26 protein-coding genes are annotated in these 26,228 nt (G+C 69.1%); 23 read left to right on the top strand and 3 right to left on the bottom strand.

All coding sequences use genetic code 11. The features are described 5' to 3' along the window. Positions 1-438: 438 nt before the first annotated feature. The 6 genes from ACR9FL_RS16960 to dnaQ are packed head-to-tail and all read left to right on the top strand — an operon-like array spanning position 439 to position 4,945. The gene (locus tag ACR9FL_RS16960; RefSeq protein ID WP_436356481.1) at positions 439-1,311 is read left to right on the top strand and encodes a pyruvate, water dikinase regulatory protein; all 873 of its coding nucleotides are present in this window, start codon (positions 439-441) and stop codon (positions 1,309-1,311) included. Continuing rightward, a complete protein-coding gene (locus ACR9FL_RS16955; protein WP_436356480.1) occupies positions 1,308-1,907 on the top strand; it encodes a Maf family protein in 600 nt (199 codons plus the stop codon). The genes ACR9FL_RS16960 and ACR9FL_RS16955 overlap by 4 nt, the downstream gene beginning before the upstream one ends. Continuing rightward, positions 1,904-2,746, top strand: coding sequence for a shikimate dehydrogenase family protein (locus tag ACR9FL_RS16950; RefSeq protein WP_436356479.1), 843 nt, complete (start codon positions 1,904-1,906; stop codon positions 2,744-2,746). Before ACR9FL_RS16955 ends, ACR9FL_RS16950 begins: the two co-directional genes overlap by 4 nt. Further along, positions 2,743-3,363 carry a dephospho-CoA kinase gene (gene coaE / locus ACR9FL_RS16945; protein WP_436356478.1) on the top strand — a complete coding sequence of 207 codons (621 nt, stop codon included), beginning with the start codon at positions 2,743-2,745 and terminating at the stop codon, positions 3,361-3,363. The genes ACR9FL_RS16950 and coaE overlap by 4 nt, the downstream gene beginning before the upstream one ends. Next, positions 3,360-4,172 carry an aminoglycoside phosphotransferase family protein gene (locus ACR9FL_RS16940; RefSeq protein WP_436356477.1) on the top strand — a complete coding sequence of 271 codons (813 nt, stop codon included), beginning with the start codon at positions 3,360-3,362 and terminating at the stop codon, positions 4,170-4,172. Before coaE ends, ACR9FL_RS16940 begins: the two co-directional genes overlap by 4 nt. Before the next feature lie 38 nt (positions 4,173-4,210). Then, the gene (gene dnaQ / locus ACR9FL_RS16935) at positions 4,211-4,945 is read left to right on the top strand and encodes a DNA polymerase III subunit epsilon (RefSeq protein WP_436356476.1); all 735 of its coding nucleotides are present in this window, start codon (positions 4,211-4,213) and stop codon (positions 4,943-4,945) included. Here the strand turns inward: dnaQ and ACR9FL_RS16930 are convergent. Together ACR9FL_RS16930 and secB are read right to left on the bottom strand one after the other, a co-directional pair. Next, the gene (locus ACR9FL_RS16930; protein WP_436356475.1) at positions 4,942-5,229 is read right to left on the bottom strand and encodes a putative quinol monooxygenase; all 288 of its coding nucleotides are present in this window, start codon (positions 5,227-5,229) and stop codon (positions 4,942-4,944) included. The two genes, dnaQ and ACR9FL_RS16930, sit on opposite strands and share 4 nt — an antisense overlap. Positions 5,230-5,338: 109 nt before the next feature. Further along, positions 5,339-5,863 (bottom strand): protein-export chaperone SecB, encoded by a 525-nt coding sequence (gene secB / locus ACR9FL_RS16925; RefSeq protein ID WP_296176902.1) that lies wholly within the window; start codon positions 5,861-5,863, stop codon positions 5,339-5,341. A 224-nt stretch (positions 5,864-6,087) separates the two neighbouring features. Here secB and timA point away from each other — a divergent pair, with 224 nt between their 5' ends. Beyond that, positions 6,088-6,702: a TIM44-related membrane protein TimA gene (gene timA, locus ACR9FL_RS16920; protein ID WP_296176936.1), complete on the top strand. Its 615-nt coding sequence runs from the start codon at positions 6,088-6,090 to the stop codon at positions 6,700-6,702. Further along, positions 6,702-7,808: an MltA domain-containing protein gene (locus ACR9FL_RS16915; RefSeq protein ID WP_436356474.1), complete on the top strand. Its 1,107-nt coding sequence runs from the start codon at positions 6,702-6,704 to the stop codon at positions 7,806-7,808. The genes timA and ACR9FL_RS16915 overlap by 1 nt, the downstream gene beginning before the upstream one ends. Before the next feature lie 403 nt (positions 7,809-8,211). Here ACR9FL_RS16915 and ACR9FL_RS16910 read toward each other — a convergent pair whose 3' ends face one another. Then, positions 8,212-9,729: a helicase HerA-like domain-containing protein gene (locus ACR9FL_RS16910; RefSeq protein WP_296177201.1), complete on the bottom strand. Its 1,518-nt coding sequence runs from the start codon at positions 9,727-9,729 to the stop codon at positions 8,212-8,214. 117 nt (positions 9,730-9,846) lie between these two features. Between ACR9FL_RS16910 and ACR9FL_RS16905 the strand changes: the two genes are divergently transcribed. The 15 genes from ACR9FL_RS16905 to ACR9FL_RS16835 all read left to right on the top strand — a co-directional run bounded on the left by ACR9FL_RS16905 (position 9,847) and on the right by ACR9FL_RS16835 (position 26,218). Next, on the top strand, positions 9,847-11,007 hold the full coding sequence (locus ACR9FL_RS16905; RefSeq protein WP_436356473.1) for an AI-2E family transporter: 1,161 nt from the start codon (positions 9,847-9,849) through the stop codon (positions 11,005-11,007). Between the two features lie 408 nt (positions 11,008-11,415). After that, a complete protein-coding gene (locus ACR9FL_RS16900) occupies positions 11,416-16,275 on the top strand; it encodes an NAD-glutamate dehydrogenase (RefSeq protein ID WP_436356472.1) in 4,860 nt (1,619 codons plus the stop codon). Positions 16,276-16,497: 222 nt separating this feature from the next. Continuing rightward, complete coding sequence (locus ACR9FL_RS16895; RefSeq protein WP_105564243.1) at positions 16,498-16,965, top strand: universal stress protein; 468 nt, start codon at positions 16,498-16,500, stop codon at positions 16,963-16,965. A 160-nt stretch (positions 16,966-17,125) separates the two neighbouring features. Continuing rightward, positions 17,126-17,683, top strand: a complete 558-nt coding sequence (locus ACR9FL_RS16890) for a NifU family protein (protein WP_436358176.1) — start codon at positions 17,126-17,128, stop codon at positions 17,681-17,683. A gap of 244 nt (positions 17,684-17,927) precedes the next feature. Further along, positions 17,928-18,530: a helix-turn-helix domain-containing protein gene (locus ACR9FL_RS16885; protein WP_436356471.1), complete on the top strand. Its 603-nt coding sequence runs from the start codon at positions 17,928-17,930 to the stop codon at positions 18,528-18,530. A 72-nt stretch (positions 18,531-18,602) separates the two neighbouring features. Next, on the top strand, positions 18,603-18,971 hold the full coding sequence (locus tag ACR9FL_RS16880; protein WP_296177187.1) for a helix-turn-helix domain-containing protein: 369 nt from the start codon (positions 18,603-18,605) through the stop codon (positions 18,969-18,971). 22 nt (positions 18,972-18,993) lie between these two features. After that, positions 18,994-19,695, top strand: a complete 702-nt coding sequence (gene tsaB, locus ACR9FL_RS16875) for a tRNA (adenosine(37)-N6)-threonylcarbamoyltransferase complex dimerization subunit type 1 TsaB (protein WP_436356470.1) — start codon at positions 18,994-18,996, stop codon at positions 19,693-19,695. Next, the gene (rimI, locus tag ACR9FL_RS16870; protein ID WP_436356469.1) at positions 19,692-20,105 is read left to right on the top strand and encodes a ribosomal protein S18-alanine N-acetyltransferase; all 414 of its coding nucleotides are present in this window, start codon (positions 19,692-19,694) and stop codon (positions 20,103-20,105) included. The genes tsaB and rimI overlap by 4 nt, the downstream gene beginning before the upstream one ends. 37 nt (positions 20,106-20,142) lie before the next feature. Continuing rightward, entirely contained in the window at positions 20,143-20,625 is a 483-nt protein-coding gene (locus ACR9FL_RS16865) for a Fur family transcriptional regulator (protein ID WP_297933939.1), read from the top strand. A 55-nt stretch (positions 20,626-20,680) separates the two neighbouring features. Continuing rightward, on the top strand, positions 20,681-22,099 hold the full coding sequence (gene miaB / locus ACR9FL_RS16860) for a tRNA (N6-isopentenyl adenosine(37)-C2)-methylthiotransferase MiaB (protein WP_436356468.1): 1,419 nt from the start codon (positions 20,681-20,683) through the stop codon (positions 22,097-22,099). A gap of 78 nt (positions 22,100-22,177) precedes the next feature. After that, positions 22,178-23,170 (top strand): PhoH family protein, encoded by a 993-nt coding sequence (locus tag ACR9FL_RS16855; RefSeq protein ID WP_296176278.1) that lies wholly within the window; start codon positions 22,178-22,180, stop codon positions 23,168-23,170. After that, a complete protein-coding gene (ybeY, locus tag ACR9FL_RS16850) occupies positions 23,170-23,625 on the top strand; it encodes an rRNA maturation RNase YbeY (RefSeq protein ID WP_436356467.1) in 456 nt (151 codons plus the stop codon). Before ACR9FL_RS16855 ends, ybeY begins: the two co-directional genes overlap by 1 nt. Then, complete coding sequence (lnt, locus tag ACR9FL_RS16845) at positions 23,622-25,208, top strand: apolipoprotein N-acyltransferase (protein ID WP_436356466.1); 1,587 nt, start codon at positions 23,622-23,624, stop codon at positions 25,206-25,208. The genes ybeY and lnt overlap by 4 nt, the downstream gene beginning before the upstream one ends. Further along, a complete protein-coding gene (locus tag ACR9FL_RS16840) occupies positions 25,205-25,675 on the top strand; it encodes a helix-turn-helix domain-containing protein (RefSeq protein ID WP_296176284.1) in 471 nt (156 codons plus the stop codon). The genes lnt and ACR9FL_RS16840 overlap by 4 nt, the downstream gene beginning before the upstream one ends. A 123-nt stretch (positions 25,676-25,798) precedes the next feature. Continuing rightward, on the top strand, positions 25,799-26,218 hold the full coding sequence (locus ACR9FL_RS16835) for a helix-turn-helix domain-containing protein (protein ID WP_436356465.1): 420 nt from the start codon (positions 25,799-25,801) through the stop codon (positions 26,216-26,218). Positions 26,219-26,228 lie beyond the last annotated feature (10 nt).

Raw genomic sequence — 26,228 nt, 5'->3', positions numbered from 1 at the left:
GGGGCTGGAACGCGGGGATAGAATCCGATCCTCCCGATGATCGACAGACTTCTCCCCGATGGCGGGCGAATGAATCCGAGGGCCGCCGTCATGGTGTGTTGATTGCGGGGATAACCCGCTCTGAGTCTGCTGTAGCAGGAGTCCGATCTGGGCGCCGTTGTGGGAAAGGCGCCGGGCGCCAAATTTGGACAAGGCGCCTTATCCCCTGGTGAGGATAGAAATTCGGCGCCTGTATGAATGACTCCAGGCGCCGTTCGGCCATCGGCGCCCGCGATCCCCGCTCGCGACCGGCGTCCGAGCTTGCTAGAGGATTCGGCGCCCAATCGGCGCCCTGGCGGCGCCCAGGCGATGTCGAACGGCGCCCAGGCTTTTGCACAGGCTGTCGGGGACAGAGTCAGAGCCTATCCGGGCGCGAAGGATGAGGAGACGATCAGAGCCATGAGCCCCACACGCCCGTCATCGCGCCTCGCCACCTATTTCCATGTCCATCTGGTGTCGGATTCGACCGGCGAGACCCTGAACGCCATGGCCAAGGCTGTGATCGCCCGTTTCGACGGCGTCATTCCCATTGAACATATCTACGCCCTGGTCCGCTCGCCCAGGCAGATGGAGCGGGTGCTGGAGGAGGTGGCGGGGGCGCCGGGCGTGGTCCTGCACACCCTGGTCGACCGCGACCTGCGCGAACAGCTGGAGGAAGGCTGCCGTCGGCTGCAGACGCCGCAGATCGGGGCCCTGGACCCTCTGGTGGGCGCTCTTTCGGGCTATCTGGGCACCAATATCTCGACCCGCGTCGGGGCTCAGCACGCGCTGGACCACGGCTATTTCAACCGCATCGGCGCTCTGGACTTCGCCATCGCCCACGACGACGGACAGGGGACATTGGATCAGCTGGAGCACGCCGACGTGGTCCTGTGCGGCGTCAGCCGGACCTCCAAGACGCCGACCTGCATCTATCTGGCCAACCGCGGCATCCGCGCCGCCAATGTGCCCCTGGTGCCGGGCCAGGAAGACGGCGAGCGGCTGACCCAGCTGAAGCATCCGCTGGTCGTCGGCCTGACGGTGTCGCCGGATCGTCTGGTGCAGATCCGCCGCAACCGGCTGGAGGGGCTGAACGCCGCGCGGGCCTCCGACTATGTCGATCATGACGCCGTGCGCGACGAGACGGTCAAGGCGCGCCGCGCCTTCGAACGGCGCGGCTGGCCGACCATCGACGTGACCCGCCGCTCGGTCGAGGAGACTGCGGCCGCCATTATCAACCTGTTGAGCGAGCGGCGCAGCCGTCGCCAGGACACCCCCGGAGCCCCCTCGTGACGACGACCGATGGCGAACGCCTGATCCTGGCCTCCAAGAGCGCAGCAAGGCGCGCCGTCCTGACCGATGCAGGCGTGCCCTTCACGGTTCAGGTCGCCGATGTGGACGAGGACGCGCTGAAGACGCCGGGCGTCGATCCGGTGGGACTGGCGGTCGAGCTGGCGCGAGCCAAGGCGCTAGCCGTGTCGCGCCACGACGCCGAGGCCTGGGTCCTGGGCGCCGACCAGACCCTGGCCTTTGACGGGGGCCTGGTGTCCAAGGCCCCGACCCTTGCGGCGGCGCGCGAACGGCTAATGGCCATGCGCGGCCGCACCCACCAACTGCATTCCGGCGCCGCTCTGGCCCGCAACGGCCAGGTGGTCTGGTCCGGCGTGGACACGGTCGAGATGAGGATGCGCGACTTTTCCGACGCCTTCCTAGACGCCTATCTCGCGGCCGAAGGCGAGGCCCTGCTGGCCTGCGTCGGCTCCTACCGGCTGGAAGGCCTGGGCTCGCAACTGTTCGAGGCGGTCGAGGGCGACTACTTCACCGTCCTGGGCCTGCCGCTTTGGCCGGTGCTGGCCGAACTGCGCCGCGCCGGAGTGATCCTGTCGTGAGCCCCTCCCCTACTCGCCCCAATCGCATCACTGGCGCGGCCCTCTTGGCCGGCATCGCCGGCCAGCCGGTGGCCCATTCGCTCAGCCCAGTCATCCATAACGCCTGGCTGGAAGCCGGGGCCATCGACGGCGCCTATATGCCCTTCGCGCCCAAGGACGCCGCCGGGTTCGACGCCCTGGTCGCCGCAGGCCGCGCCGGTCTGGTCCAGGGCCTGAACGTCACCGCCCCCTTCAAGGAACAGGCCTTCGCCCTGGCCGACGAGGCCAGCAAGGCGGCGAAGGCCACCGGATCGGCCAATATCCTGGTGTTTGAGGCGGGGCGGGTGCGCGCCGACAGCTCGGACGGCGTCGGCGTTCTCTACGCCCTGGCCGAACAGGCGCCGGGGCTGAACCTGCAAGGCGCCGTCGTGGTCATGCTCGGTGCGGGCGGGGCGGCTAGAGCCGGCGCCGGCGCCCTGATCGAGGCGGGAGCGCAAATCCGAATCCTCAATCGCTCACGCGACCGGGCCGAGGCCCTGGCCGCCGATCTCGGCCCCTCGGTCAGCGTCGCGGAGGAGACGGCCCTGGTTGAGGCCGATCTGGTCGTTAATGCGCTGAGCGTGCCGCCGAGCATCGACCTGTCGATGCTGAAGCCGACCGCCGTGGTCATGGACATGACCTACAAGCCCGTCGTCACCCCCTTTCTGGCGGTGGCGCAAGCGCGTGGGCTGACCACGGTGGACGGCCTGGCCATGCTGATCGGTCAGGCGGCGCCCTCCTTCACCGCTCTGTTCCGCCGACCGCCGCCGCCGCTGGACCTGCGCGCCCTGCTGCTGGCCCATCTGGGAGAGGCCGCGTGATCATCCTCGGCCTGACCGGCTCGATCGGCATGGGCAAGTCGACCACGGGGCGGATGTTCGCCGACGAAGGCGCCTTGTTGTGGGACGCCGACGCCGCCGTGCATCGCCTCTATGGACATGGCGGCGCGGCGGTCGAACCGCTGGGCGCGGCCTTCCCCGGCGTGGTCGTCGACGGCGCTGTGGACCGCACCCGTCTGGCCGAGAGGCTCGGTCGCGACGAAGCCGCCTTCAAACGCCTGGAAGCCATCGTCCATCCTCTGGTGGCCCAGGACCGGGCCGAGGATCTGGCGGCGGCGCGGGCCGAGGGCGTGCGGCTGGCGGTGCTGGACATCCCCCTGCTGTTCGAGACCGGCGGCGAGGCCTTCGTGGACGCCGTGGTCGTGGTCACCGCCGACCCGGAGGTTCAGGCGGCGCGGGTTCTGGCCCGGCCCGGCATGACCCGTGAGCGCTTCGAGGCCATCCTGGCGCGCCAGACGCCCGACGCCGAGAAGCGCCGCCGCGCCGACTTCCTGGTCGATACCGGCCAAGGCCTGGACGCGGCGCGCGAACAGGTGGCCCAGATCGTGGGTACAGTCCTGTCGCGGGATTGGGCCAAACCTGTTCGCGTCGAGCCATGACGCCGTCGGCCCTGCCGTCAAGCTGGGGCATCATTGAAGCGACGCCTTTGGCCGAGGGCGTCGGCGGTCAGGTCTGGCGGGCGCGCCGCCTGAACGGCGATCCGGTGGTGGTCAAGCGCGTCAGCGCCCAGGCGGCGTCGGACGCCGCCCACGCCATAGCCTATCTCGATTGGCGCCAAGGTCTGGGCGCTGTGCGCGTGCTGGCCGTCGACGGCGGCTGGCAGATGCTGGAGGACGCTGGCGAACGGACCCTGGCCCAGGTGCTGGATCAGGACGGCGACGCCGCCGCGACCCTGATCGCCGCTGAGGTGCTGCGGGTTCTACACGCCCCTTCGGATCGTCGCGCCGAGGGCCTGCAAACCATGACGGATCGGTTCGCCGCCCTGACTGCGGCGGGCGAGCGCGAAGGGGGGCTGTTTGCCGAGGCCAGCGCGTGGCTGAAGACCCTGGCGGGCGGGCCGGTTCAACCGCTGCACGGCGACCTGCATCATGACAACATCCTGTTTGGGCGACGCGGCTGGCTGGCTATTGATCCGCACGGCCTCATCGGCGACCCGGCCTATGACGCGGCCAACCTGCTCTACAATCCGTTGGAGCGTCAGGATCTGCGCACCGACCCGGTGCGAGCGCGCCGTCTGGCGGACGTTCTGGCGCCGGCGGCGCAGCGGCCCGTCGCCGCTGTTCTCGGTTATGGCTTCTGTCACGCCTGTCTGTCGGCGGCCTGGCATCTGGAGGACGGGAACGTGGCGGAGGCCGAACGCAGTCTGGCGGTAGCGCGCGCTGTTCAGGCGACCCTGAAGGCGGCTTGAGCCTTTCGCAAAAGATCGAAGCCCGGCATTAAGGGTCCATGGCCCGCGAAATCGTTCTCGATACTGAAACCACTGGCTTTGATCCCAAGACGGGCGACCGTCTGATCGAGGTCGGCTGCATCGAGATCTACGACCTCTTGCCGACGGGGCGGACCTTTCACCGCCTGGTCAATCCCGAGCGGCTGATCCCGCCGGACGCCATCCGGGTCCACGGCATCACCGATGATCACGTCAAGGACGCGCCCAAGTTCCATGAGATCGCAGGCGACCTTCTGGAGTTCATCGGCGATGCGCCCCTGATCGCGCACAACGCCAACTTCGACCGCAACTTCATCGACTTCGAATACAGCCGCATCGGCCAGAAGCCGCCGGAGCAGGCGCGGTGGATCGACACCCTGCAACTGGCGCAGAAGCGTTTTCCGGGCATGCCCAACTCGTTGGACGCCCTGTGCAAGCGCTTCAAGATCTCGCTGGTGGACCGGACCCTGCACGGGGCCCTGATCGACTCCCGCCTGTTGGCCGAGGTCTATCTGGAGCTGCGCGGGGGCAAGGAGCGGGCGCTGGATCTGACCACGACCCGCGGTCCCCAGGCCACGGCGGCCGCCGCTTCGGTCAGTCATGGGGCGCGACCCCACCCCCTGCCCTTCCGCTCGACCGAGGCGGAGCAGGCGGCGCATCTGGCCTTCCTGAAAGCGACGCTGAAGGACCACAGCCTGTGGGCCGGCTACGGCGTGACCGTCGCGGTCGAGGCCAAGGACGAGGCGGCGGCCTAAACCGCCGGGTCCATGAGGATGTAGGTTCCGGGCTTTTCCTGGAAGGCGTCGATCTGGGGGACCAGGCGACGGAAATGTTCGCTGGCGCAGTGGACATCCAGGGCGGCCTGATCGGGCCATTCCTCGATGAAGATGAAGTGACCGGGCGCGCGCTGATCCGTGAACAGATCATAGGCCCGGCACAGAGGCTCCTCGCGCGTCAGCCGCACCAGTTCGCGATAGAGGGGCATGACCGCCTCGACGTGCTCGGGCTTGATGAAGTCCTCGGCGATGACCTTCAGCATGTCGCTAACCCCAACCTGAAATAGAAAAGGGGCGCCCCATCGGACGCCCCCAAATCTTCCGCTCAAGCAGGCCGTCGCCGCGCGACGGGCGTTAGCGGTCTTTCTTATATTATGCCTGGCCGGTTTCGGCCGGGCCGCCGGCGATCTGCTGCTGGCGGGCGACGTAGATGGCGGCGAAGTCGATGGGGTCGACCATGAAGGGCGGGTAGAAGCCGCCGTCCGACGTCGCCTGGGCGATGACCTGGCGGGCGAAGGGGAAGAGGTAGCGCGGGCACTCGATCAGCAGCATGGGCTCGATGTCCTGGGGCGCGACGCCGCTCAGGGCGAACAGGCCGCCATAGACGAGTTCCACGTGAAACACCGGGTTCTTGTCGTCGCCGGTGGCCTTGACCGACAGCTTCAGGTCCAGCTCGAACAGACCGTCGGGACGACCTGCGGCGTTCATTTCCACGCCCATGTCGATGGCGGGCTTGCCGTCGATGCGCAGGCTTTCCGGCGCGCGCGGGTTTTCGAAGGACAGGTCGCGGACGTATTGCGCCAGGATGCGGAAGCCGGGACCGGCGGGCTGGCCCTGGCCTTCCAGCGTCGTGGTCTGGCCGTTGGCGGCGTCGGCGGGGGCGGTGGCGTCGGTCATGAAGGAAAGCCGTCAGTCTGAAAACGAGGGACGCCGGACCGCTCCGGGCCCGGGGTGAAGGGCCCGCGACTAACACGGCGAGGCTATTGGCCGCAACGTCGAGACCGGTGTTCTGATCCCCCCTCGCCTTGCGCCCGGCGGGAACGCCCCCTAATCCTCGGGACAACAGATGCGCGCCCGCCGACACCCCCAGGGCGCGCGCCAATCAGGTGAAGCCCGTGCCCATCCAATTCCAGATCGTCATGTTCGCCATCGTCGCCGCGGTGCTGCTGTTCATGCTCTACAATGTGCTGGGCAAGAAGGTCGGCCGTCAGCCCCAGGAAGACGCCCGTCTGCCCCAGACCGCCGCCATCGCCGGCCAGGCGCCGGCCCCCGCCACGCCGGGCCTGGACGCCGCCACGGCCGCCGCCATCGCCGGGCTGAAGGCGCGCGATCCCGCCTTTGATCCGGCCCGCTTCGTCGAGGGCGCCCGGCAGGCCTATGAGACCATCGTGCGGGGCTACGCCTCGGGCGACCGCGAGGCCCTGCGTCCCCTGCTGACCCCATCGGTCATGACCTCGTTCGAGGCCGGCATCGCGGCGCGTGAAGCGCGCGGCGAGCGCGAACAGGCCGAGTTCCTGCACACGCCCCGCGCCGATCTGGAGTTGGCCACGGTCAAGGACGAGCGCGCCGTCGCCAAGGTCCGCTTCCTGGCCGAGATGCGCAGCACCGTGACCCCGGCCGAGGGCGAGGCCTCGACCGAGGAGCGCCGCACCGCCGAACTGTGGACCTTCGAGCGGGCCCTGGGCGCCGCCGATCCCAACTGGGCCCTGGCCCGCGTCGAGCCGGCCAGCGCCTGATGCGCGCCCTGGCCTCCGCCCTGCCGTTCGACCGGTCGGGCGCGGCCCGGCTCGGCGGCCTGTCGCTGCTGCTGTTGGCGGCCGCCTGCGCCTCGACCCCGCCGGTCGTGCCGCCGGTGTCGCCCGGTCCTGGCCCGATCACCCCGCCGACTCCCGTCGAGGGGATGAGCCTGACCGCCTTGCCGGGCTGGGCCGAGGAAGACCATCTGGCCGCCTTGCGCGCCTATGTCGCCGGCTGCGTTCGGGCGCGAGGCGCGGCGGCCGAGGCCGTTTGCGCGCGCGCGCGCGACCTGGCCGCGCGGCGCCTGTCGCCCAGCGACGCCCGCGCCTTCCTCGAGAGCAATTTCGTCGCCACGGAAGCCCGCACCGACGACGGTCGCGCCGGTCTGCTGACGGCCTATTTCGCGCCGGAATACCCCGCCCGTCGCACGCCCGACGCCGAGTTCGACGCCCCGGTGCTCAGCCGCCCGACCAACCTGTCCGAGGTCGGCGACCGCGCCGCCATCGAGGCGGGGTCGGCCCAGTCGACGGCCCTGGCCTGGATGAAGGCCGAGGACCTCTTCTTCCTGCAGATCCAGGGCTCGGGGACCCTGAGCTTCCCCGACGGCGCCCGCCTGCGTGCGGCCTACGCCGCCGACAATGGCGCCAGGTTCGTCGGCATCGCCCGCCCCATGGCCGAGCGCGGCCTGCTGCCCCAGAACGGCACCTCAGGCGACGCCATTCGCGGCTGGCTGTCGGCCCATCGCGGCGCCGAGGCGCGCGAGGTCATGGCCCTCAACCCACGCTACATCTTCTTCGCCGTCAGCCCCGACGACGGCAAGGAGGCGACCGGCGCCGCCGGGGTCCCCCTGCCCGCGCGCCGCTCGGTGGCGGTGGACCCCTCGCGCTGGACCTATGGCGAGGCGGTCTGGATCGAAGCCGACGGCGGCAATCTGGTCGGCGCCCGCGCCAGCTATCGCGGTCTGGTCATGGCGCTGGACACCGGCTCGGCTATCCGCGGCCCCGTCCGCGCCGACCTCTACATCGGCCGCGGCGATGCGGCGGGTCAGGAGGCGGGGGCGGTGCGGCATCCGCTCAGGATGTGGCGGTTGACTCCGAGGGGCTGAGGCGGGGGCGGTTGTCTGCTATCGACCCGTTGCGGAAATTCAATTTAGCGGGATAGCCTCGCGGATGTTTGGTATTTTTCGATCTTGGGTTCGCCGGAAGGCCACAACGCCACAGACTAGGGCTCCGGATCAATACGTCGCTGAACACGACGATACCCTATCGCCTGCGGAACGTGCCGCAGTTAAGGCAGCAGCTTTCAACGCGGTACGGCGGACCTTTCTCAAGGGAGCGAGCAAGCCGCGTTGAAGCCCGCTTCCCACCCTCAGCCGTCATTCCGGGGCGCATAGCGAACCCGGAACCCAGGCGGTTGAGGTTTCTGCGTCCTCGCCATGGGTTTCGGCGCCTGGGCCCCGGATCGTCCCTTTGGGCCTTCCGGGGTGACGGAGACTGGAGGGCCGGCCCCTACCGCCGCTTCAGGCTGCCCAGGACGCCGCGCAGCAGTTCGCGGGTGATGGTCGAGCCGGCGGTGCGCAGGACGGACTTGGTCAGGGCCTCCATCGGGGTCTGACGGGACGAGGCGCGAGCGCGAGGCGCGGCGCGTTCGCGCGCCGGGGCGGGCGCCGAGCGGGCGGCCTTTTCGGCGGCCTTGGCCTCGGCGGCGTCGGCCTGAGCCTGGGCCTCGATGCGGTCGGCCTGGGCGCGGCGGGCGTTCAGGACCTCTTCGGCGGACTCGCGGTTGACCGCCGTGTCATAGGTCCCGCGTACCGGGCTGGCGGCCATGACGGCGGCGCGTTCGGCGTCGGTGGCGGGGCCGAGGCGTGAGTCCGGCGGACGGATCTTCGTCTGGGCCACCACGGTCGGAGCCCCCTTGTCGTCCAGGGTCGAGACCAGGGCCTCGCCCACGCCCAGGCCCTGAATGGCCTCGGCCGTGTCGAAGCCGGGATTGGTGCGGAAGCTCTGGGCCGCGGCGCGCAGGCCTTTCTGCTCGGCGGGGGTGTAGGCGCGCAGGGCGTGCTGCACCCGGTTGCCCAACTGGGCCAGGACAGTGTCGGGAATATCGGCCGGGTTCTGGGTGACGAAATAGACGCCGACGCCCTTGGAGCGGATCAGGCGCACCACCTGCTCGACCTTTTCCAGCAGGCCCTTGGGCGCGTCGTTGAACAGAAGGTGGGCCTCGTCGAAGAAGAAGACCAGGCGCGGCTTCTCCGGGTCGCCGATCTCGGGCAGTTGCTCGAACAGCTCGGACAGCAGCCACAGCAGGAAGGCCGCATACAGCCGCGGGCTGTTCATCAGCCGGGTGGAGTCCAGCACATTGACCTGGCCCCGCCCGTCCAGGGAGGTGCGCATCATGTCCTCCAGCCGCAGGGCCGGTTCGCCGAAGAAGGCGTCGCCGCCCTGTTGCTCCAACTGCAGCAGGGCGCGCTGGATGGCGGCGATGGAGGTGGGCGAGACATTGCCGACCTCGCGGCCGATGGTCTGGGCGTTCTCGCCGACATAGGCCAGCAGGCTGCGCAGGTCCTCCAGGTCCAGCAGCAGCAGGCCCTCCTTGTCGGCGACGTGGAAGGCGACCGTCAGGACCCCCTCCTGCACGTCGTTGAGTTCCAGCATCCGGGCCAGCAGGGTCGGGCCGATGTCGGACACCGTGGCGCGCACCGGGTGGCCCTTCTGGCCATAGAGGTCCCAGAAGACGACGGGGGCCGCCTTGCCGGTCAGGGTCAGCCCCATCTTGCCGGCGCGCTCGCCGAACTTGGCGGTGTCGCCCGCCTGACTGATGCCCGAGAGGTCGCCCTTCACGTCGGCGCAGAAGACCGGGACGCCCGCGTCGGAAAAGCCCTGGGCCATGATCTGCAGGGTTACGGTCTTGCCCGTGCCGGTCGCGCCGGCGACCACGCCGTGGCGGTTGGCGCGCTTGAACAGCAGGTTTTCAGCGGCGCCCTCGAAGGACTGGCCGAGGAAGAGGGCGGCGGGGGCGTCGGTCATTCAGTCGTCTCCTGCAGTCTGCCCCCATGCTTAGCCGACCGAGGCGAGGCCGCAAGGCGGAACCGTGCGGCTTTACAGCGATTGACGCTGTCCCCGACGCCGCCGACAGTCCCGCTCATGAAACTGCCCATCTCGGTTCCGACCTCCTCGGTCGCACGCAACGCCCTGGTCCTGATCGCCGTCGTGGCGTCGGGCGCGGCCCTCTATTGGCTGCGGGATATCCTGACGCCCCTGGCCATGGCCATCTTCCTGATGATCATGATCGACGGGGTGAAGCGGTCCATCGAGCATCGGACGCCCGTGCCGTCGCGCTTCGCCGGGACGGCGGCCCTGATCGTGGTGGTGCTCGGCTTCCTTCTGTCGATCTGGATCATTGTCGATGGGGCGGCGGGCTTCTTCACCGACGCCTCGGGCGTTTCGGCCAGCATCGGTCCGCGCCTGGACCACATCATCGCCGACGTCAGCGGCCTGGTCGGGGTCAAGGACCCGCCGACCCTGCAGGACCTGATCGCGGGCATCGACCTGCGCGGCTGGCTGACCCAGACGGCGATGCAGGCCCAGGGCGTGGCCTCGGGCGCCTTCTTCGTCATGGTCTATCTGGGCTTCCTGCTGGCTTCGCAGGCGGGCTTCAGGAAGAAGATCGTCGCCATGTTCCCCGACCGCGGCGCCCGCAACGAGGCGCTGGAAGTGTTCAATCGCGTGCGTGGCGGGGTCGAGGGCTATCTGTGGGTTCAGGCCGTGACGGGGGTCATGATCTGCGCTGTGGCCTGGGTCCTGATGCGGGCCGTGGGGCTTCAGAACGCCGAGTTCTGGACCTTCGTCATCTTCATCGTCGGCTTCATTCCGGTGCTGGGCGGCGCCATCGCCGGCTGCGCCCCGCCCCTGTTCGCCCTGGTCCAGTTCGAGAGCTACTGGCCCGCCCTGATTCTTCTGGTCGGCCTGCAGGCCCTGCTCTTCATCGTCGGCAACATGATCCAGCCGCGCATGCAGGGCGACAATCAGAACATCGACCCCGTGGTGGTCCTGCTGGCCCTGGCCCTGTGGGGCAAGATGTGGGGCGTGCCGGGCATGTTCCTGTCGACGCCCCTGGCGGTCATGGCCATGGCGATTCTGGCCGAATTCAAGGGTTCGCGCTGGATCGCGGTCCTGCTGTCGGGCGACGGCGAACCCTATGCGCCGCGCAAGACGCCGCCGGAAAAACCCAAGGGGGGCGGCTGGTTCAAGGGCCTGTCGGGGCGCGGCAAGGCGCCGCATGAAAAAGACCCGAAAGAAGGCTGATCCTGCCCTTGATCCGCCATATCTGGCGACTATCTACCCAATCAGACGACGCGGCCCCCCTCCCCCTCCCGGCCGCGAAGTCCAGAGGACCGGCGCTCCCTCCCCCTCCTGCGCCGGACCCCAAGCAGGCCGTCGAGCGTTTCACGCTCGGCGGCCTTGTTCTTTTCAGCCCCCTGTTTGTCGAATACGCCGCGTCGGATCGGGGCCGAATTGGGGCGGTTTTTGTCGGGTTTTCCGTTTCAAAGACCGAAATTCGCCCAACTGTGGGCCCCTGGCGCAACATGGTGCGCTGCACACAGAAATTCAGGGTCTTAGCCGCCTCAGCCGGCCTAGCCATCACCGCCCGCGGCGCTAAGGTGGCGCGGTCAAATCCCTGCGGCCTCAGGCCGTGCTGTTCGAGACCACACCATGTCCGCCGCTCCGCGCACAGTTTCCGCCACGCCAGCAACTCTGGAGGCGCTGGAAGCGGCCTATGCGCGGATTGTCGACGGCCCGCCGGGCGCCGCTGAAAAGTCCTTCCTGGCTCAGGCCTTCGACGACTACGCCGCCGACGAGACGCCCGAGCTGGGCGGCGACGACCTGGCCGCCCTGCTGGGCCAGGCCTGGCGTTCGGCCCAGAGCCGCAAGGCCGGCGAGCCGGCCCGCGTCACCGTCAGCCCCCTGGCCGGCGCCGACGGCGCCCCGACCGGCTATGACAGCGTCCTGATCCTGCAGGACGACGCCCCCTTCCTGGTCGACAGCGTCCTGGGCGAACTGGCCGAGGCCGGCGTCACCGTGCGCGCCCTCTTCCACCCGATCGTCGAGGTCGAGGCCGGCCGCCGCGACTCCCTGATCATCGTCGTCATCGACCCCCTGCCCCAGGAGCGTCGCGACGCTCTGGGCGAGGGCCTGGCCCAGGCCATGGCCGATGTGCGCGCCGCCGTGGCCGACCACGCCGCCATGGTCCAGCTGATGCGCGACGCCGTCGAGCAGCTGGAGGCCTCGCCCCCCGCCGCCGTCGATCCGGCCGTGCTGGAAGAGAACATCGCCTTCCTGCGCTGGGCCAAGAGCGATCACTTCGTCTTCCTGGGCGCCCGCGACTACGCCTATCCGCGCAGCGCCGACGGCGGCTATGCGGCCGAGGCCCCGCTGGAGGTCTCGGACCAGGGCCTGGGCATACTGAACGATCCCGAGCGCCGTGTGCTGCGTCGCGCCTCGGAACCCGCCGTCCTGACCCCGGCCATGCAGCGTCAGCTGGACGAGAGCGAGCCGGTCACGGTGGCCAAGGCCAATATGCGTTCGCGCGTCCATCGCCGCGCCTACATGGACTATGTCGGGGTCAAGCGTTACGGCGCGGACGGCAAGGCCTCGGGCGAGACCCGCTTTGTCGGCCTGTTCACCGCCGAGGCCTATGACAAGATGGCCAAGGAGGTGCCGCTGATCCGGCGCAAGGTCGCCAATGCGCTGGAACGCGCCGGCAAGACCCCGGGCAGCCACAACTACAAGCGCCTGAAGAACATCCTCGAGAACTACCCCCGCGACGAGCTGTTCCAGATCAGCGAGGACGAGCTGCTGGATACGGCCCTGGGCGTCCTGCACCTCTATGACCGCCCGCGCATCCGCCTGTTCACGCGCCGCGACCCGTTCGACCGCTTTGTCTCGGTCCTGTGCTTCATCCCGCGCGAACGTTTCGACGCCGGCCTGCGTCAGCGCATCGGCGGCATCCTGGCCAAGGCCTGGGGCGGCCGGGTCTCGGCCTGGTATCCGCAGCTGACGGACCAGCCGCTGACGCGCGTCCACTACATCATCGGCGTCGAGCCGGGCGCCCACCTCAACCCCGATCCCAAGGCCCTGGAGGCCGAGGTGGCCGAGGCCGGCCGCAGCTGGATCGACCGCTTCGAGACCGCCCTGCGCGCCGCCGATGTCGATGAAGTCGCCGTCGGCCCGACCAGCGCCAAATGGGCCGAGGGCTTCGGCGTCTCCTATCGCGACCGTTACGACGCCGCTGAGGCCGTGGCCGACCTGGAGCAGTTCGACCGCCTGAACGACGGCTCGATGGGCGACGGCGTCCACGCCGAGCCGGTGGCCGTGCGGGCCTTCCGCACGGCGGACGAGAGCCCGCTGCAGTTCCGCTTCAAGCTCTATCGTCGCGGGTCGGCCGTGCCGCTGTCGGATGTCCTGCCGATCCTGGCCGACATGGGTCTGAAGACGCTGGAAGAATCGGACCACGTCGTCCGCACGACCGGCGACGCCCCCATCTATATCCACGACTTCCTGCTGGAAGACCCGCGCGGCGAGGCCCTGACCTTCGCCGACATCAAGGCCCCGTTCGAGGCCGCCTTCTCGGCCGTCTGGACCGGTCGCACCGAGAGCGACGGCTTCAACCGTCTGGTGCTGGAACTGGGCGTCGACTGGCGCGAGGCGGCCCTGATCCGCACGCTGGCCCGCTATCGCCAGCAGACGGGTCTGGACCCGTCGCAGGCGGTGCAGGAAACGGCCCTGCGCGAATATCCGACCGTGGCCCGCGCCATCCTGTCGCTGTTCAAGGCCAAGTTCGATCCGGCCCACGGCGGCGGCGTCGCGGAACGCGAGGCCCTGGTCGCCGAGCTGAACGACAAGATCATCGCCCTGCTGCAGGACGTGAAGAGCCTGGATCACGACCGGGTGCTGCGCCGCATCGCCCTGCTGATCGGCGCGATCAAGCGCACCAACTTCTATCAGGTCGACGCCGAGGGCGTGGCCAAGCCGCATATCTCGATCAAGATCGCCTCGCGCGAGCTTGAAGATCTGCCCCTGCCCAAGCCCTTCCGCGAGATCTTCGTCTGGGCCCCGCACATCGAGGGCGTCCACCTGCGCTTCGGCCCGGTGGCGCGCGGCGGCCTGCGCTGGTCGGACCGTCGCGACGACTTCCGCACCGAGGTCCTGGGCCTGGTGAAGGCCCAGCAGGTCAAGAACTCGGTCATCGTGCCGGTCGGCTCCAAGGGCGGCTTCTATCCCAAGCAACTGCCGGTCGGCGGTGACCGCGACGCGGTCCAGGCCGAGGCCATCCGCGCCTACAAGACCTTCCTGTCGGGCCTGCTGGACATCACCGACAACATCGTCGGCGAAGGCGCCCCGGTGCGCCCGGCCGATGTCGTGGCCTGGGAAGGCGACGACCCCTATCTGGTCGTGGCCGCCGACAAGGGCACGGCGACCTTCTCGGACATCGCCAACGGCGTGAGCCAGGCCTACGGCTTCTGGCTGGACGACGCTTTCGCGAGCGGCGGTTCGGTCGGCTACGACCACAAGGAGATGGGCATCACGGCGCGCGGCGCCTGGGAGGCGGTCAAGCGCCACTTCCGCGAGATGGGCAAGGACATCCAGTCCGAGCCCTTCACCGTGGTCGGCGTGGGCGACATGTCCGGCGACGTCTTCGGCAACGGCATGCTGCTGTCCAAGGCGATCAAGCTGGTCGCCGCCTTCGATCACCGCGACATCTTCATCGACCCCAACCCGGACACGGCCAGGTCGTGGGAAGAGCGCAAGCGTTTGTTCGAGACCCCGCGCACCAGCTGGCAGGACTATGACAAGGGCCTGATCTCGCAAGGCGGCGGCGTCTTCTCGCGTTCGGCCAAGACCATCGAGCTGACCCCGGAAATCAAGGCGCTGCTGGACATCGAGGCCGACAGCGTCGACCCGACCACCCTGATGCAGGCCATCCTCAAGGCCCGCGCCGAGCTGCTCTACTTCGGCGGCATCGGCACCTACATCAAGGGCGGCGGCGAGACCAACGCCCAGGCCGGCGACAAGGCCAATGACGCCATCCGCATCAACGGCGGCGACGTGCGCGCCCTGGTCCTGGGCGAGGGCGCCAACCTGGGCGCCACCCAGCTGGGTCGTATCGAGGCGGCGCGCGCGGGCATGCGCCTGAACACCGACGCCATCGACAACTCGGCCGGCGTGGACTCGTCCGACCATGAGGTGAACATCAAGATCCTCACCGGCGGCGCCATCGCCTCGGGCAACCTCAAGGCCGAGGACCGCAACGCCCTGCTGAAGTCGATGACCGACGAGGTCGGCCTCAAGGTCCTGGTCCACAACTACGACCAGACCCTGGCGGTCAGCCTGCAGGAGGCCGAGGGCGCCGAGGCGCTCGACGCCCAGCAGGTCTTCATGCAGCACCTGGCGTCGGTCGGTAAGCTGAACCGGGCGGTGGAATACCTGCCCGACGACGCTCGCATGGCCGAGATGAAGCTGCAGGGCCTGGCCCTGACCCGTCCCGAACTGGCGGTGCTGACGGCCTATTCCAAGCTGGAGCTGTTCGACGAGATCGTCGGCTCCTCGGCCCCGGACGACGCCTTCTTCGAGCGCCTTCTGGTCCACTACTTCCCGGCCCCGCTGGCGAAGTTCGAGGACGACATGAAGCGCCACCGCCTGCGTCGCGACATCATCGCCACCGTGCTGTCGAACGAGATCGTCAACATGGCCGGGCCGACCTTCCCCGACCGCCTGCGGGCGGCGGCGGAATGCGACACCGCCGCCATGGTCACGGCCTTCGAGACCGCGCGTCAGGTCTTCCGTCTGGATCAGGCCTGGAAGGCGGTCTCCGCCCTGGACCTGAAGATCCCGGCCGAGGCCCAGACCGCCCTCTATCGCGAGATCGCCAAGGTCCTGCGTCGCCAGACCTACTGGCTGGCCCGTCGCGCGGCCCGCACCGAAACCACGGTGAGCGGCATGATCGCCGCCTACCAGCCCGCCGCCGACGCCTTGCGCGCCGCTGGCCCCGAGGTGCTGTCGCGCTTCGAGCAAGGGCAGTATGAGGCTCGCGTCGCGACCTTCGTCAGCCTGGGCGCGCCGGAAGACCTGGCGCGCGACATCGCCCTGCTGCGGCCCATGGTGGCCACGGCGGACATCGGCGACCTGGCCAATGAACTGGGCTGGAGCGCGCCGGCCATGGCCCGCCTCTATCACCAGGTCGGCGCCGCCTTCGACTTCGACCGTCTGCGCGTCGCAGCCGGTTCGATCCCGTCGGGCGACCACTTCGACCGCCTGGCTGTGCGTCGTTTGATCCAGGACCTGATGGCCGAGCAGCTTCAGCTGACCCGCGCCGTGGCCCAGGCCTCGGCCGAGGCGGCGGGCGCCAGCGAGGAAACCGCCGAGGCGGCCGTCGACGCCTGGATCGGCGGCCGCATCGGCCAGGTCGAATCCCTGCGCGGCTCGGTCGATGAGATCGAGACATCGGGCACGGGCTGGACCTTCGCCAAGCTGACCATCGCCAACGGGGCTATTCGCGAGGTCCTGGGAAGTTAAGGCTTCCCAGAGCGCTACGCTCGCGACGCGGTCGCTCGCTCTCTTTAGAGCGCTATCGCTCGCCGCGCGGCGGCTCGCTGCTTGAGCGCAGTCGCGTGACATCTGCCTAAATGGGCCCGCTCGTTTCGTCGTTCTCGGCGAGGCGGGCGGGCCTTGGCGTTTGGGGCGGCTTGGCGTTAGGTGGTCGCCGCTGTTCAGAGATCCGCAAGGCGCAAAGACCTCATGCCCAGGAAGTTCCTCGTCGTCGTCGACGACAGCCCCGAGTTCGGCGCGGCCCTCGGCTACGCCGCCCGGCGCGCCAAGTCGACGGGCGGCCGCGTCGTCCTCTTGCGCGCCCTGCCCGGCGGATCGGACGAGCACTGGTCCGGCGTCCGCGACGAAATCCGCCGTCAGCAGCGCGAAGAGGCTGAGTTGCTCCTTAACCGTCTCGGCGAGGAGGCCGCCGAGAAGTCCGGCGCCCCGCCCATCTTCCTGATCGAGGAAGGCGACCCCCAGGGCGCCATTCGCAAGGCCGTGGGCGCCGACCCCGACATCAAGATCCTGGTCCTGGCCGCCGGCTCCGGCTCGCGCGGTCCCGGCCCCCTGGTCTCGGCCGTGCTGAAACAGGGCGGCGCCTTCACCGGCCGCAAGCTGCCCGTGACTATCGTGCCCGGCGAACTGACCGAGGCGGACATTGAAGACCTGGCGTGATTTAAGAGGTCGCTGTCGCAAGCCGCGCGGCAGCTTCATGTTTTAGAAGTCGCTACGCTCGGCTCGCGGAGCCTCGCTACTTGAGCGAGATTGCACTTCATAGACTCGATGCGACATCTGGGGTCTTGAAGACGGCGCTGTGGGGGCGCATCTCCCGGCCATGTTCATCCAGACCGAACCCACGCCGAACCCCCAAGTCCTGAAATTCCTGCCGGGCCGCGACGTGGCTCCGCAAGGCGTGCTGGAATACCGCACCATCGACGAGGCCGCGGCCTCGCCCCTGGCAGAGGCTCTGTTCGAGCTGGAGGGCGTCGAGGGCGTCTTCTTCGGCGCCGACTATGTCTCGGTCACGCGCGGCCTTCAGGCCCCGGACTGGAGCGCCATGAAGGCCCCCATCCTGTCGGTCATCATGGACCATTTCGTCTCGGGCGCGCCGCTGACGCGCGACGCTCCGGCGACGGCCGAGGACGCCGGCGAGGACACCGAGATCGTGGCCGAGATCAAGGGCCTGCTGGACAGCCGTATCCGCCCGGCCGTGGCCCAGGACGGCGGCGACATCCTGTTCGACCATTTCGACGAGGAAACCGGCGTCCTGCGTCTGCGCATGCGCGGCGCCTGCTCGGGCTGCCCCTCCTCCTCCGCTACGCTGAAAGCGGGCGTGGAGCAGATGATGCGGCACTACGTCCCCGAGGTGACCAGCGTAGAGCAGGTCATTTAAGTAAGGGGCGCTACCGCTAGCGACGCGGTCGCTCGCTGCTTGAGCGCATTCCAGCTCCGTCATCCTCGGGCTTGACCCGAGGATCGGATTGTCCGGTTTCTCGACCTTGGATGCGACGAGCGCGCCGCTTCACCCGACCCTCGGGTCAAGCCCGAGGGTGACGACAAGGGGTGTGGGGACGGTTGCGCCCGCTGTTTCACATGAAACACTATCGTCCGAACGGGCCGTGGGGCATGATCGCCGCATGGCCCGTTTCACCTCCGATGATGACGCCGGGGCCGAGGGGCGCGCCCTCGGTGAAGCCCTGGCCGCCCTGCGCCGCGAGCGGGGGCTGAGCCAGGCCGAGGCCGGCACGAGGATCGGCATGACCAGTCAGGGCTGGGGCCTGTACGAGGCGGGCAAGCGCCCCGGCCTGTTCCGCCCCGACGTGCAGCGCCGTCTGACCGCCGCCCTGGACGCCACGCCCGAGGACCTGACCCTTCTGGTCGGCGCCGCCCCTGCCCTGATCTTCCCGCCCAAGGGCCCATCGGAAGGGCTTCAGGCGCGCGGTCGCGCCTTCGAGGCCGCGCCTATGGTCGAGCGGCGGCGGCTGCAGCTCTCCACCGACGACCTGGCCCCCTGGGCCGCCGCCGGGACGGTGCTGGAATATGCGCCGGGCCGTTGGCCGCGCCGGGATCAGGGCTGCGTCATCGAGATGGACGACGGTAGTCTGCGGGCGCGGCTCTATGTTCGCTCCGACGAGGCCGAGCTGGTGGTGCGCGGCGCCGGCGCCCTGCTGACCATCGAGCGGATCCCACGTCATTCGGCGCGCGCCGTCTCGGCCGTGACGGCGCGGCTGGACGAGTGATGAAACGAAACAGTTGTGTTTCATCGCGCTCTATGAAACTGTGCGGCGGTGAACGTCAAGGAGCCGCCGTCCATGAACCGCCGCACTCAGCATATCGACGCCGTCGTGGGCCTGCGGATGGCCGCCCGTCGGTCGGCGCTCGGCCTGTCGCAGACGGCTCTGGCCGAGCAGTTGGGGGTCAGCTTCCAGCAGGTGCAGAAGTACGAAAAGGGCGCCAACCGAGTCTCGGCCTCGCGCCTGCATCAGGTGGCGACCGTCCTGGGCTGTTCGGTGGCCGACTTCTTTCCCGCGCGGGCCGATGCGCCCGACCCCATGGCCGGTCTGCGCGACCTGACGGCGACGGCGGACGGCCGCGCCCTGGCCGAGGCCTTCCCCCGGATCAGCGATCCGGCCCTGCGTCAGGCGGTGAGCCGGGTGGTCGAGGCGCTGGCGTCGGCCTGACCGCCCCGATAGGAAGGCCGCGATGAGAGTTCTGATCGTGGATACGGCGCTGGGCGCCTGTACGGCCTGCGTGGTCGAGGACGGGCGTCGGCTGGGTCTGCGCTCCGAACTGATGACCAAGGGCCATCAGGAACGGCTGGCGGGCATGGTCCGCGACGCGGTCGCCGATGCGGCCAAGGAAGCCGGCGGCGGCTTCGAGGCCATCGACCGGATCGGCGTCACGGTCGGGCCGGGCTCCTTCACCGGATTGCGCGTTGGTCTGGCCTTCGCTCAGGGCCTGGGCGCCGCCCTGGATCGTCCCGTGGTCGGCGTTTCGACCCTGGACGCCCTGGCGGCTTCTGTCGATCAGGCCGGTCTGGTCGCGGCCGTGATCGACGCCCGCCGGGGCCAGGTCTATGCGCGCCTGTTCCGCGACGGCGTCGCCGTGGGGCCGGCCGAAGCCCTGCCCCTGGAGGCCGCGACGGACCTTATTCTGGACGCCGCCGCCGGGGCCACGCCTGCGCTGGTTGGTTCGGGCGCGGCCGTCTTGGTCGATGGCTTCTCCGAACGATTGGGGCTGGCGGATACGGAGCCCCTGGCCGCGCCTTCGCCCGAGGCCCTGGCGCGTCTGACGGCCGGGGCTGACCCGACGATCGCCCTGCCCGCGCCTCTCTATTTGCGCGCGCCCGACGCCACGCCGCCCAGCCGGCTGCCGGGCCAGCCGCGCCCGATCGCCGCATCGTGACCGATCCCGCCGCCCTGGCCCTCCTTCACGCCGAGGCCTTCGACGCCCCCTGGGACGCGGCCAGTTTATCGGCTCTTCTGGCCTCGCCCGGCGTCTTTGCTGTGGCCGAGGACGACGGCTTCATCCTGATCCGGGTCGTCGCCGACGAGGCCGAGATCCTGACCCTGGCCGTGCGGCCCGCCGCCCGGCGCGGCGGCCTGGGCGCCCGTCTGGTCGAGGCCGCCGTGGTGCGCGCCGCCGCCCTGGGGGCCGAACGGATGTTCCTGGAAGTGGCCGAAGACAATGTCGCCGCCCGCGCCCTCTACGCCCGCACGGGCTTCAATGAGGCCGGTCGTCGGCGCGGATATTATGCGCGCACGGATGGAAGCCGCGAGGATGCTCTGGTCCTGTCGTTGAACTTCACTCGATAGCTTCCATAAGGCGACGGCTCAGCCTATCTTCCGGCCCATGGAACGGATCGAAAAACTCTGCGCCGACCGCGGCATGCGTATGACCGAGCAGCGGCGCGTGATCGCCCGCGTCCTGTCCCAGGCCGAGGATCACCCTGATGTCGAGGAGCTGTATCGCCGCGCCTCGGCCATTGACCCGCATATCTCGATCGCCACCGTCTATCGCACCGTGCGCCTGTTTGAAGAGGCGGGCGTGGTCGAGAAGCACGACTTCGGCGACGGCCGCAGCCGCTATGAAGAGGCGGGCGACGATCACCACGACCACCTGATCGACACCAAGACGGGCGAGGTCATCGAGTTCTTCGACGCCGAGATCGAGCGCTTGAAGACCGAGATCGCCAAGCGTCTGGGCTTTGAACTGGTCGGCCACAAGCTGGAGCTCTACGGCCACGCCATCCCCGGCGCCGAGCCGGTCGAACGCGAAGGCCTGATCTACAAGCGCCATGCGGCGCGGGTCGAACCGGAAGCGGCCGACAGCTGAGCCTGATCACGGCGCTCGCCTTGCCGTCGCCGGCTTCGGCGATCATAAGCCGGGCATGACCGATACGCTCGAAAAGCCCATCGAAAAGGCCGAAGGCGCTGCCATTCCAGCGGCGCCCAAACGCCTGTTCATCAAGACCTACGGCTGTCAGATGAACGTTTATGACAGCGAGCGCATGGCCGATGTCCTGCGCCCGCTGGGCTATGCGACGACGGACGCGCCGGAGGGGGCCGACTTCGTCATCCTCAACACCTGCCACATCCGCGAACGGGCCGCCGAGAAGGTCTATTCGGAGTTGGGCAAGCTGAAGCAGATGCGCGAGCGCAAGGTCGCGCGCGGCGACGGCGGCATGACTATCGCCGTGGCCGGCTGCGTCGCCCAGGCCGAGGGCGAGGAGATCATGAAGCGCCAGCCGGCGGTCGATCTGGTGGTCGGGCCCCAGGCCTACCACCAGTTGCCGGAACTGCTGACCCGCACGGCGCGGGCGCGCGGCGAGCGCATCGGCGCCGACTTCGCCCCGCACGAGAAGTTCGACGCCCTGACGCCTGAGATGATCGCCACGCGGAGCGGCGAAGGCCCGACCGCCTTCCTGACGGTGCAGGAGGGCTGCGACAAGTTCTGCACCTTCTGCGTCGTCCCCTATACGCGCGGCGCCGAGTGGTCGCGGCCCGTGGCGGCGGTGCTGGCTGAGGCCCGCGCCCTGGCCGACCGGGGCGTGCGCGAGGTCACCCTGCTGGGTCAGAACGTCAACGCCTATGACGGCGAGGGACCGGACGGAAAGCCCTTCACCCTGGCGCGGTTGGCCTATGCCCTGGCCGAGATCCCCGGCCTGAACCGGATCCGCTACACCACCAGCCACGCCAACGACATGAGCGACGACCTGATCCAAGCTCACGCCGATCTGGACGCCCTGATGCCCTATCTGCACCTGCCGGTGCAGGCTGGGTCCGACCGGGTATTGCGGCTGATGAACCGCAAGCATGGCCGCCAGAAATACATCGACCTGATTGCTCGCATCCGCGCGGCGCGGCCCGACATGGCCATCGCCGGGGACTTCATCGTCGGCTTCCCCGGCGAGACGGATCGCGACTTCGAGGACACCCTCGATCTGGTGCGCCAGGTCACCTATGCGGGCGCCTTCAGCTTCGTCTATTCGCCGCGTCCCGGCACGCCCGCCGCCACCATGCCTGGCCATATCGAGGAGAAGGTCGGACTGGAGCGGCTGCAACGGCTCCAGGCCCTGTTGTTCGAGCAGCAGACCGCCTTCAACGCCGCCCAGGCGGGCAAGACGTTGGCCGTTCTGTTCGAAAAGAAGGGCCGCTACGCAGGGCAGGCCATCGGGCGCTCGCCCTATCTGCAGGCCGTCCACGTCGAGGCGGCGGATCATCTGCTGGGTCAGATCGTTCCGGTGGAGATCATCAGCGGCGCCCAGAACAGTTTGAACGGGCGGTTGGCTGACCCAGGCACTATCTAGTGTCAGTATTGTAGTTTGACGTCCCTCAAGCAGCCTCGCTCCGCGAGCGAGGCGGTAGGGACCCCAACAAGGAAACCTATGGCGCGAGAGTCCGAATTCCTGTCTCTGAGCGATCAGGCGCTGCGGGCCGTGATCGGTCCCAACAGCCGCCACGTCGCCCTGATCGAGGACGCCTTCAAGGTGCTGGTCGAGGCGCCCGGCGGCGGCGTGTCGATCAACGGCTCGGCGCGGGACCGAGCCCAGGCCAAGCGTGTGGTCGAGACTCTGGCCAAGCGGGCCGATGCAGGGGCCGAGATCACGGAGGCCGACGTGCGGATGGCCCTGGGCGCCGCCGTGTCGCAGCCGCGACCGGACCACGGCCGGGTCGTGCCGGACGCCGTGGCCCTGCCCGTCGGTCGACGCGGGGCCATCGCTCCCAAGACGGCGGCCCAGGCCCAGTATCTGGATCTGCTCAGCCGCTGCGAACTGACCTTCGGAGTCGGGCCTGCGGGCACGGGCAAGACCTTCCTGGCGGCGGCCTATGGCGCCTCCCTGCTGCGGCGCGGCCAGGTGGACCGCCTGGTCATCACCCGCCCGGCGGTCGAGGCGGGCGAGAAGCTGGGCTTCCTGCCGGGCGACCTGAACGAGAAGGTCGACCCCTATCTGGCCCCAATCTGGGAGGCGCTGAACGACATTCTCGGCGTCGAGGACGTGCGTCGCCGCCGCGAGAAGGGCGAGATCGAAGCCGCCCCCATCGCCTTCATGCGCGGCCGCACCCTGAGCCACGCCTTCATCATCGTCGATGAGGCCCAGAACACCTCGCGGCTGCAGATGAAGATGGTCCTGACCCGTCTGGGTGAGGGCGCCCGCATGGTGGTGACGGGCGATCCGTCGCAGATCGACCTGCTGAATCCGCGCGATTCCGGTCTCAGCCACGCCCTGCGCATCCTGAAGGACGTGAAGGGGGTCGGGGTTCAGGCCTTCAAGGCCGAGGACGTGGTGCGCCACGCCATGGTCGAGCGCATCGTGCGCGCCTATGACGCCGATTCCGCGCGCCATCGCCCCCTGCCCGACCTCGAGGACGAAGACTGATGATCGAGATCGAAGTCGAGGACGCGGCCTGGACGACTGCGCTGCCTGACGCCGAGGCGGTGGTCCTGCGCGCGGCGACGGCGGCGCTGGGCACGGTCGAGGGCGACCTGGTCGTCCTGCTGACCGACGACGCCGGGGTGCAGGACCTGAACGCCCGTTTCCGCGACAAGGACCGGCCGACCAATGTCCTGTCCTTCCCGGCGGCTGAGAGCGCTTTTCCGCATCTGGGCGACGTGGTTCTGGGTTACGCCTATTGCGCGGCGGAGGCGCAGACCCAGGGCAAGAGCCTGTCGGATCACCTGAGCCATCTGGTCGTCCACGGCGTCCTTCACCTGCTGGGCCGCGACCATGAGGACGACGCCGAGGCCGAGGAGATGGAGGCGGAGGAGCGCGAGATCCTGGCGTCGCTCGGCGTCGCCGATCCCTATCAAGCCGAACGCGAGACCACTGCATGATCGACCGCCTGTCGGCCCTTTGGGGGGGCGTGCTGACGAACCGCTGGGGCCGCATCGCCCTGGCCCTGCTGGCGGGCGCCGGCGCGGCCCTGGCCCATCCGCCGTTCGGGATCTTGCCGGGTCTGCTGGGCTATCCCCTGTTGATGCTGCTGGCCGAGCGTTCGCGTAACGTCAAGGGCGGCTTCTGGGTCGGCTGGCTGGCGGGCTTTTCCTACTTCTTCATCGGCTGCTGGTGGGTGGCCGAGGCCTTTCTGGTCAACAAGGATCAGGCCTGGATGGCGCCCTTCGCCGCCAGCCTGCTGCCCATGGGGCTGGGGCTCTTCTTCGGCGCGGCCACGGCCCTTTATCGCCGTTTCGCGCCAGCGGGCGCGCGCCGCGTCCTGCTGTTCGCCGCCCTGTTCGCCCTGCTGGAATGGCTGCGCGGCCATGTCCTGACCGGCTTTCCGTGGAACCCGACCGGCGCGGCCTGGGCGGCGGGTTCGGCCATGTCGCAGTTCGCCTCGATCGGCGGGGTCTATGGCCTGAGCCTCATTACCCTGGCGGGGGTCTCGGCGCTCGGCCTGCTGGTCGGGGACGGAGCGCGGCGGCCGCGTCTGATCGCCGCCGGCCTGGGCGTCGCCGTTCTGGCGGGCCTGTTCGGCTTCGGCGCCGCGCGCCTGTCGTCGGCCGAGCGGGTCGATGGCCCGACCCTGGTGCGTCTGGTCCAGGCCGACATTCCTCAGGAATCCAAGTGGAGCCCCGAGGCCTATCAGGCCATCGTCGACCGCTATGTCGCCCTGACCGCCCAGAAGGGGGCGGTGGTTCCCGACGTGGTGGTCTGGCCCGAGGGGGCCCTGCCCGCCACCGCCAACGACGTCTTCAACTCGCCCGACGCCCAGGCGATTTCCGGCGCCCTGCAGACCGGTCAGACCCTGCTGATGGGCCTCAGCCGAGGCGAGGCGGACCCGACCGCCGAGGGCGGCGCCCGCTATTACAACAGCCTGTTCGCCCTGCACGACGAGGGCGCGGCGGGGATGCGCATCGGCGCCATCTACGACAAGCACCGTCTGGTGCCCTTCGGCGAATACCTGCCCATGGGGCGGCTGATGAGCAAGATCGGCGTGCGCAGCCTGGTGCACGTGCCCGCCGACTTCAGCGCCGGCGCAAAACCCGCGCCGATCAGCCTGGTCAATGCGCCGAAGGTCCAGCCGCTGATCTGCTACGAGAGCCTCTATCCGGGCTTCACCCCGGCCGGCGGCGACGCCCGTCCGGCCTGGATCGTCAATGTCTCCAACGACGCCTGGTTCGGCGCCACCTCGGGGCCGCGTCAGCACCTGAACCTGGCCAGCTATCGCGCCATCGAGACCGGCCTGCCCATCGCGCGGGCTACCCCCACTGGCGTCTCGGCCATGATCGACCCCTGGGGCCGGGTGGTGGACGGCAAGCGGCTGGACCCCGGCCATGCCGGCGTCATCGACGTGCACCTGCCGGAACCGGCGGCGCCGACCCTCTACGGTCGCTGGGGTGACGGCCTGTTCGGCGTCCTGCTGGCCCTCATGTTGGCGGGCGGCTTTTCGTTGGGGCGCCGCAAGGGGCGAGCATGACCAAGGCTGAGGACGACGAGGATCGCAAACGCACGCAGCACATCGACGTGCCCCTGGGCGTGCGCGTGCGCGCCATTCGCGAGAACCACGGCCTGACCCAGGCCGACATGGCGCGGATGCTCGACATTTCCACGAACCAGTGGGGTCGTCATGAAAGCGGCGCCAATCGCCTGCCGGCCGCGCGTCTGTGGCAGTTCTGCGAGGCGCTGAACATTGAGGTCGCCGCCGTGTTCAGGGATCAGCCCTTTGTGACGGCCAGACCTTCCGCCGCCTTTATTCCCCTTCCCGAGCCGCAGCGTCCCTTTAGCCTGCATGACGAGGCGGGCGAGACCTCGGCCCCAGCGCCCACCGAAAGCCAGGGGATGCTGGTGCAAAGGATAGGCGCGGCGGCGCGAGAACTGTCGCCTCAGCGTCAGCGCACAGCCTTGGCGGTCATTCGAGCCTTGAAGAACGAAGACCTGGACTGAGGCGACGTTCTGGAGACGGCGCTAAACCCGCGTCGCGCGAATTGTCGTGACAGCGCGGGCTATCCGTCGCATTTCGGGACAGGTGAGTAATCGAGTTCGGGCGTAATTTTAGGCGAGAAGGCAATGGTCAGAGGCTCTGCTGAGGACGGTCCCCATCCGGTGGACCGGCACGTGGGTCGGCGAGTCTGCGAAAAACGGATCGCCCTCGGTTACAACCAAAGTGATCTGGGGCGCGCCCTGGGTCTGACCTTCCAGCAGATCCAGAAGTACGAGAAGGGCACGAACAGGGTGTCCGCGTCCAAGCTCTGGGACATCGCCCGCTTCTTCAAGGTCGATATCGCCTACTTCTTCGAAGGGCTGACGACGGCGGCTCCGGGCATGGCCGAAGGCGAGGCCGAGCCCTTCGTGAACGACTTCCCCGCCACGCGGCAGAGCATCGAGATCGGCCGTCTGGCACCTCAGCTGTCTGTGCGTCAGCAGAAGCTGGTGCTGGACATGATGCGCGAGATGACGGGCGCCGAGAGCTCCGTCGGCAAGGACTGACGCGGGAGCT

The organism is Brevundimonas sp. CEF1, assembly GCF_051353055.1.
Lineage (GTDB): Bacteria > Pseudomonadota > Alphaproteobacteria > Caulobacterales > Caulobacteraceae > Brevundimonas.
Note: the sequence above shows the minus strand (reverse complement) of the source record. Positions and strands in the feature narration are given on the sequence as shown.

What these genes read in the sequence shown, in the direction of transcription:
- ACR9FL_RS16885 (WP_436356471.1), top strand. Translation starts at nt 17,928, where the DNA reads ATGGCCCGTTTCACCTCCGATGATGACGCCGGGGCCGAGGGGCGCGCC.
- ACR9FL_RS16940 (WP_436356477.1), top strand. Translation starts at nt 3,360, where the DNA reads ATGACGCCGTCGGCCCTGCCGTCAAGCTGGGGCATCATTGAAGCGACG.
- ACR9FL_RS16890 (WP_436358176.1), top strand. Translation starts at nt 17,126, where the DNA reads ATGTTCATCCAGACCGAACCCACGCCGAACCCCCAAGTCCTGAAATTC.
- ACR9FL_RS16835 (WP_436356465.1), top strand. Translation starts at nt 25,799, where the DNA reads ATGGTCAGAGGCTCTGCTGAGGACGGTCCCCATCCGGTGGACCGGCAC.
- miaB (WP_436356468.1), top strand. Translation starts at nt 20,681, where the DNA reads ATGACCGATACGCTCGAAAAGCCCATCGAAAAGGCCGAAGGCGCTGCC.
- ACR9FL_RS16900 (WP_436356472.1), top strand. Translation starts at nt 11,416, where the DNA reads ATGTCCGCCGCTCCGCGCACAGTTTCCGCCACGCCAGCAACTCTGGAG.
- ACR9FL_RS16880 (WP_296177187.1), top strand. Translation starts at nt 18,603, where the DNA reads ATGAACCGCCGCACTCAGCATATCGACGCCGTCGTGGGCCTGCGGATG.
- secB (WP_296176902.1), bottom strand. Translation starts at nt 5,863, where the DNA reads ATGACCGACGCCACCGCCCCCGCCGACGCCGCCAACGGCCAGACCACG.
- ACR9FL_RS16865 (WP_297933939.1), top strand. Translation starts at nt 20,143, where the DNA reads ATGGAACGGATCGAAAAACTCTGCGCCGACCGCGGCATGCGTATGACC.
- ACR9FL_RS16930 (WP_436356475.1), bottom strand. Translation starts at nt 5,229, where the DNA reads ATGCTGAAGGTCATCGCCGAGGACTTCATCAAGCCCGAGCACGTCGAG.
- lnt (WP_436356466.1), top strand. Translation starts at nt 23,622, where the DNA reads ATGATCGACCGCCTGTCGGCCCTTTGGGGGGGCGTGCTGACGAACCGC.
- ACR9FL_RS16915 (WP_436356474.1), top strand. Translation starts at nt 6,702, where the DNA reads ATGCGCGCCCTGGCCTCCGCCCTGCCGTTCGACCGGTCGGGCGCGGCC.
- ACR9FL_RS16910 (WP_296177201.1), bottom strand. Translation starts at nt 9,729, where the DNA reads ATGACCGACGCCCCCGCCGCCCTCTTCCTCGGCCAGTCCTTCGAGGGC.
- dnaQ (WP_436356476.1), top strand. Translation starts at nt 4,211, where the DNA reads ATGGCCCGCGAAATCGTTCTCGATACTGAAACCACTGGCTTTGATCCC.
- ACR9FL_RS16905 (WP_436356473.1), top strand. Translation starts at nt 9,847, where the DNA reads ATGAAACTGCCCATCTCGGTTCCGACCTCCTCGGTCGCACGCAACGCC.
- ybeY (WP_436356467.1), top strand. Translation starts at nt 23,170, where the DNA reads ATGATCGAGATCGAAGTCGAGGACGCGGCCTGGACGACTGCGCTGCCT.
- ACR9FL_RS16855 (WP_296176278.1), top strand. Translation starts at nt 22,178, where the DNA reads ATGGCGCGAGAGTCCGAATTCCTGTCTCTGAGCGATCAGGCGCTGCGG.
- ACR9FL_RS16840 (WP_296176284.1), top strand. Translation starts at nt 25,205, where the DNA reads ATGACCAAGGCTGAGGACGACGAGGATCGCAAACGCACGCAGCACATC.
- tsaB (WP_436356470.1), top strand. Translation starts at nt 18,994, where the DNA reads ATGAGAGTTCTGATCGTGGATACGGCGCTGGGCGCCTGTACGGCCTGC.
- ACR9FL_RS16895 (WP_105564243.1), top strand. Translation starts at nt 16,498, where the DNA reads ATGCCCAGGAAGTTCCTCGTCGTCGTCGACGACAGCCCCGAGTTCGGC.
- ACR9FL_RS16960 (WP_436356481.1), top strand. Translation starts at nt 439, where the DNA reads ATGAGCCCCACACGCCCGTCATCGCGCCTCGCCACCTATTTCCATGTC.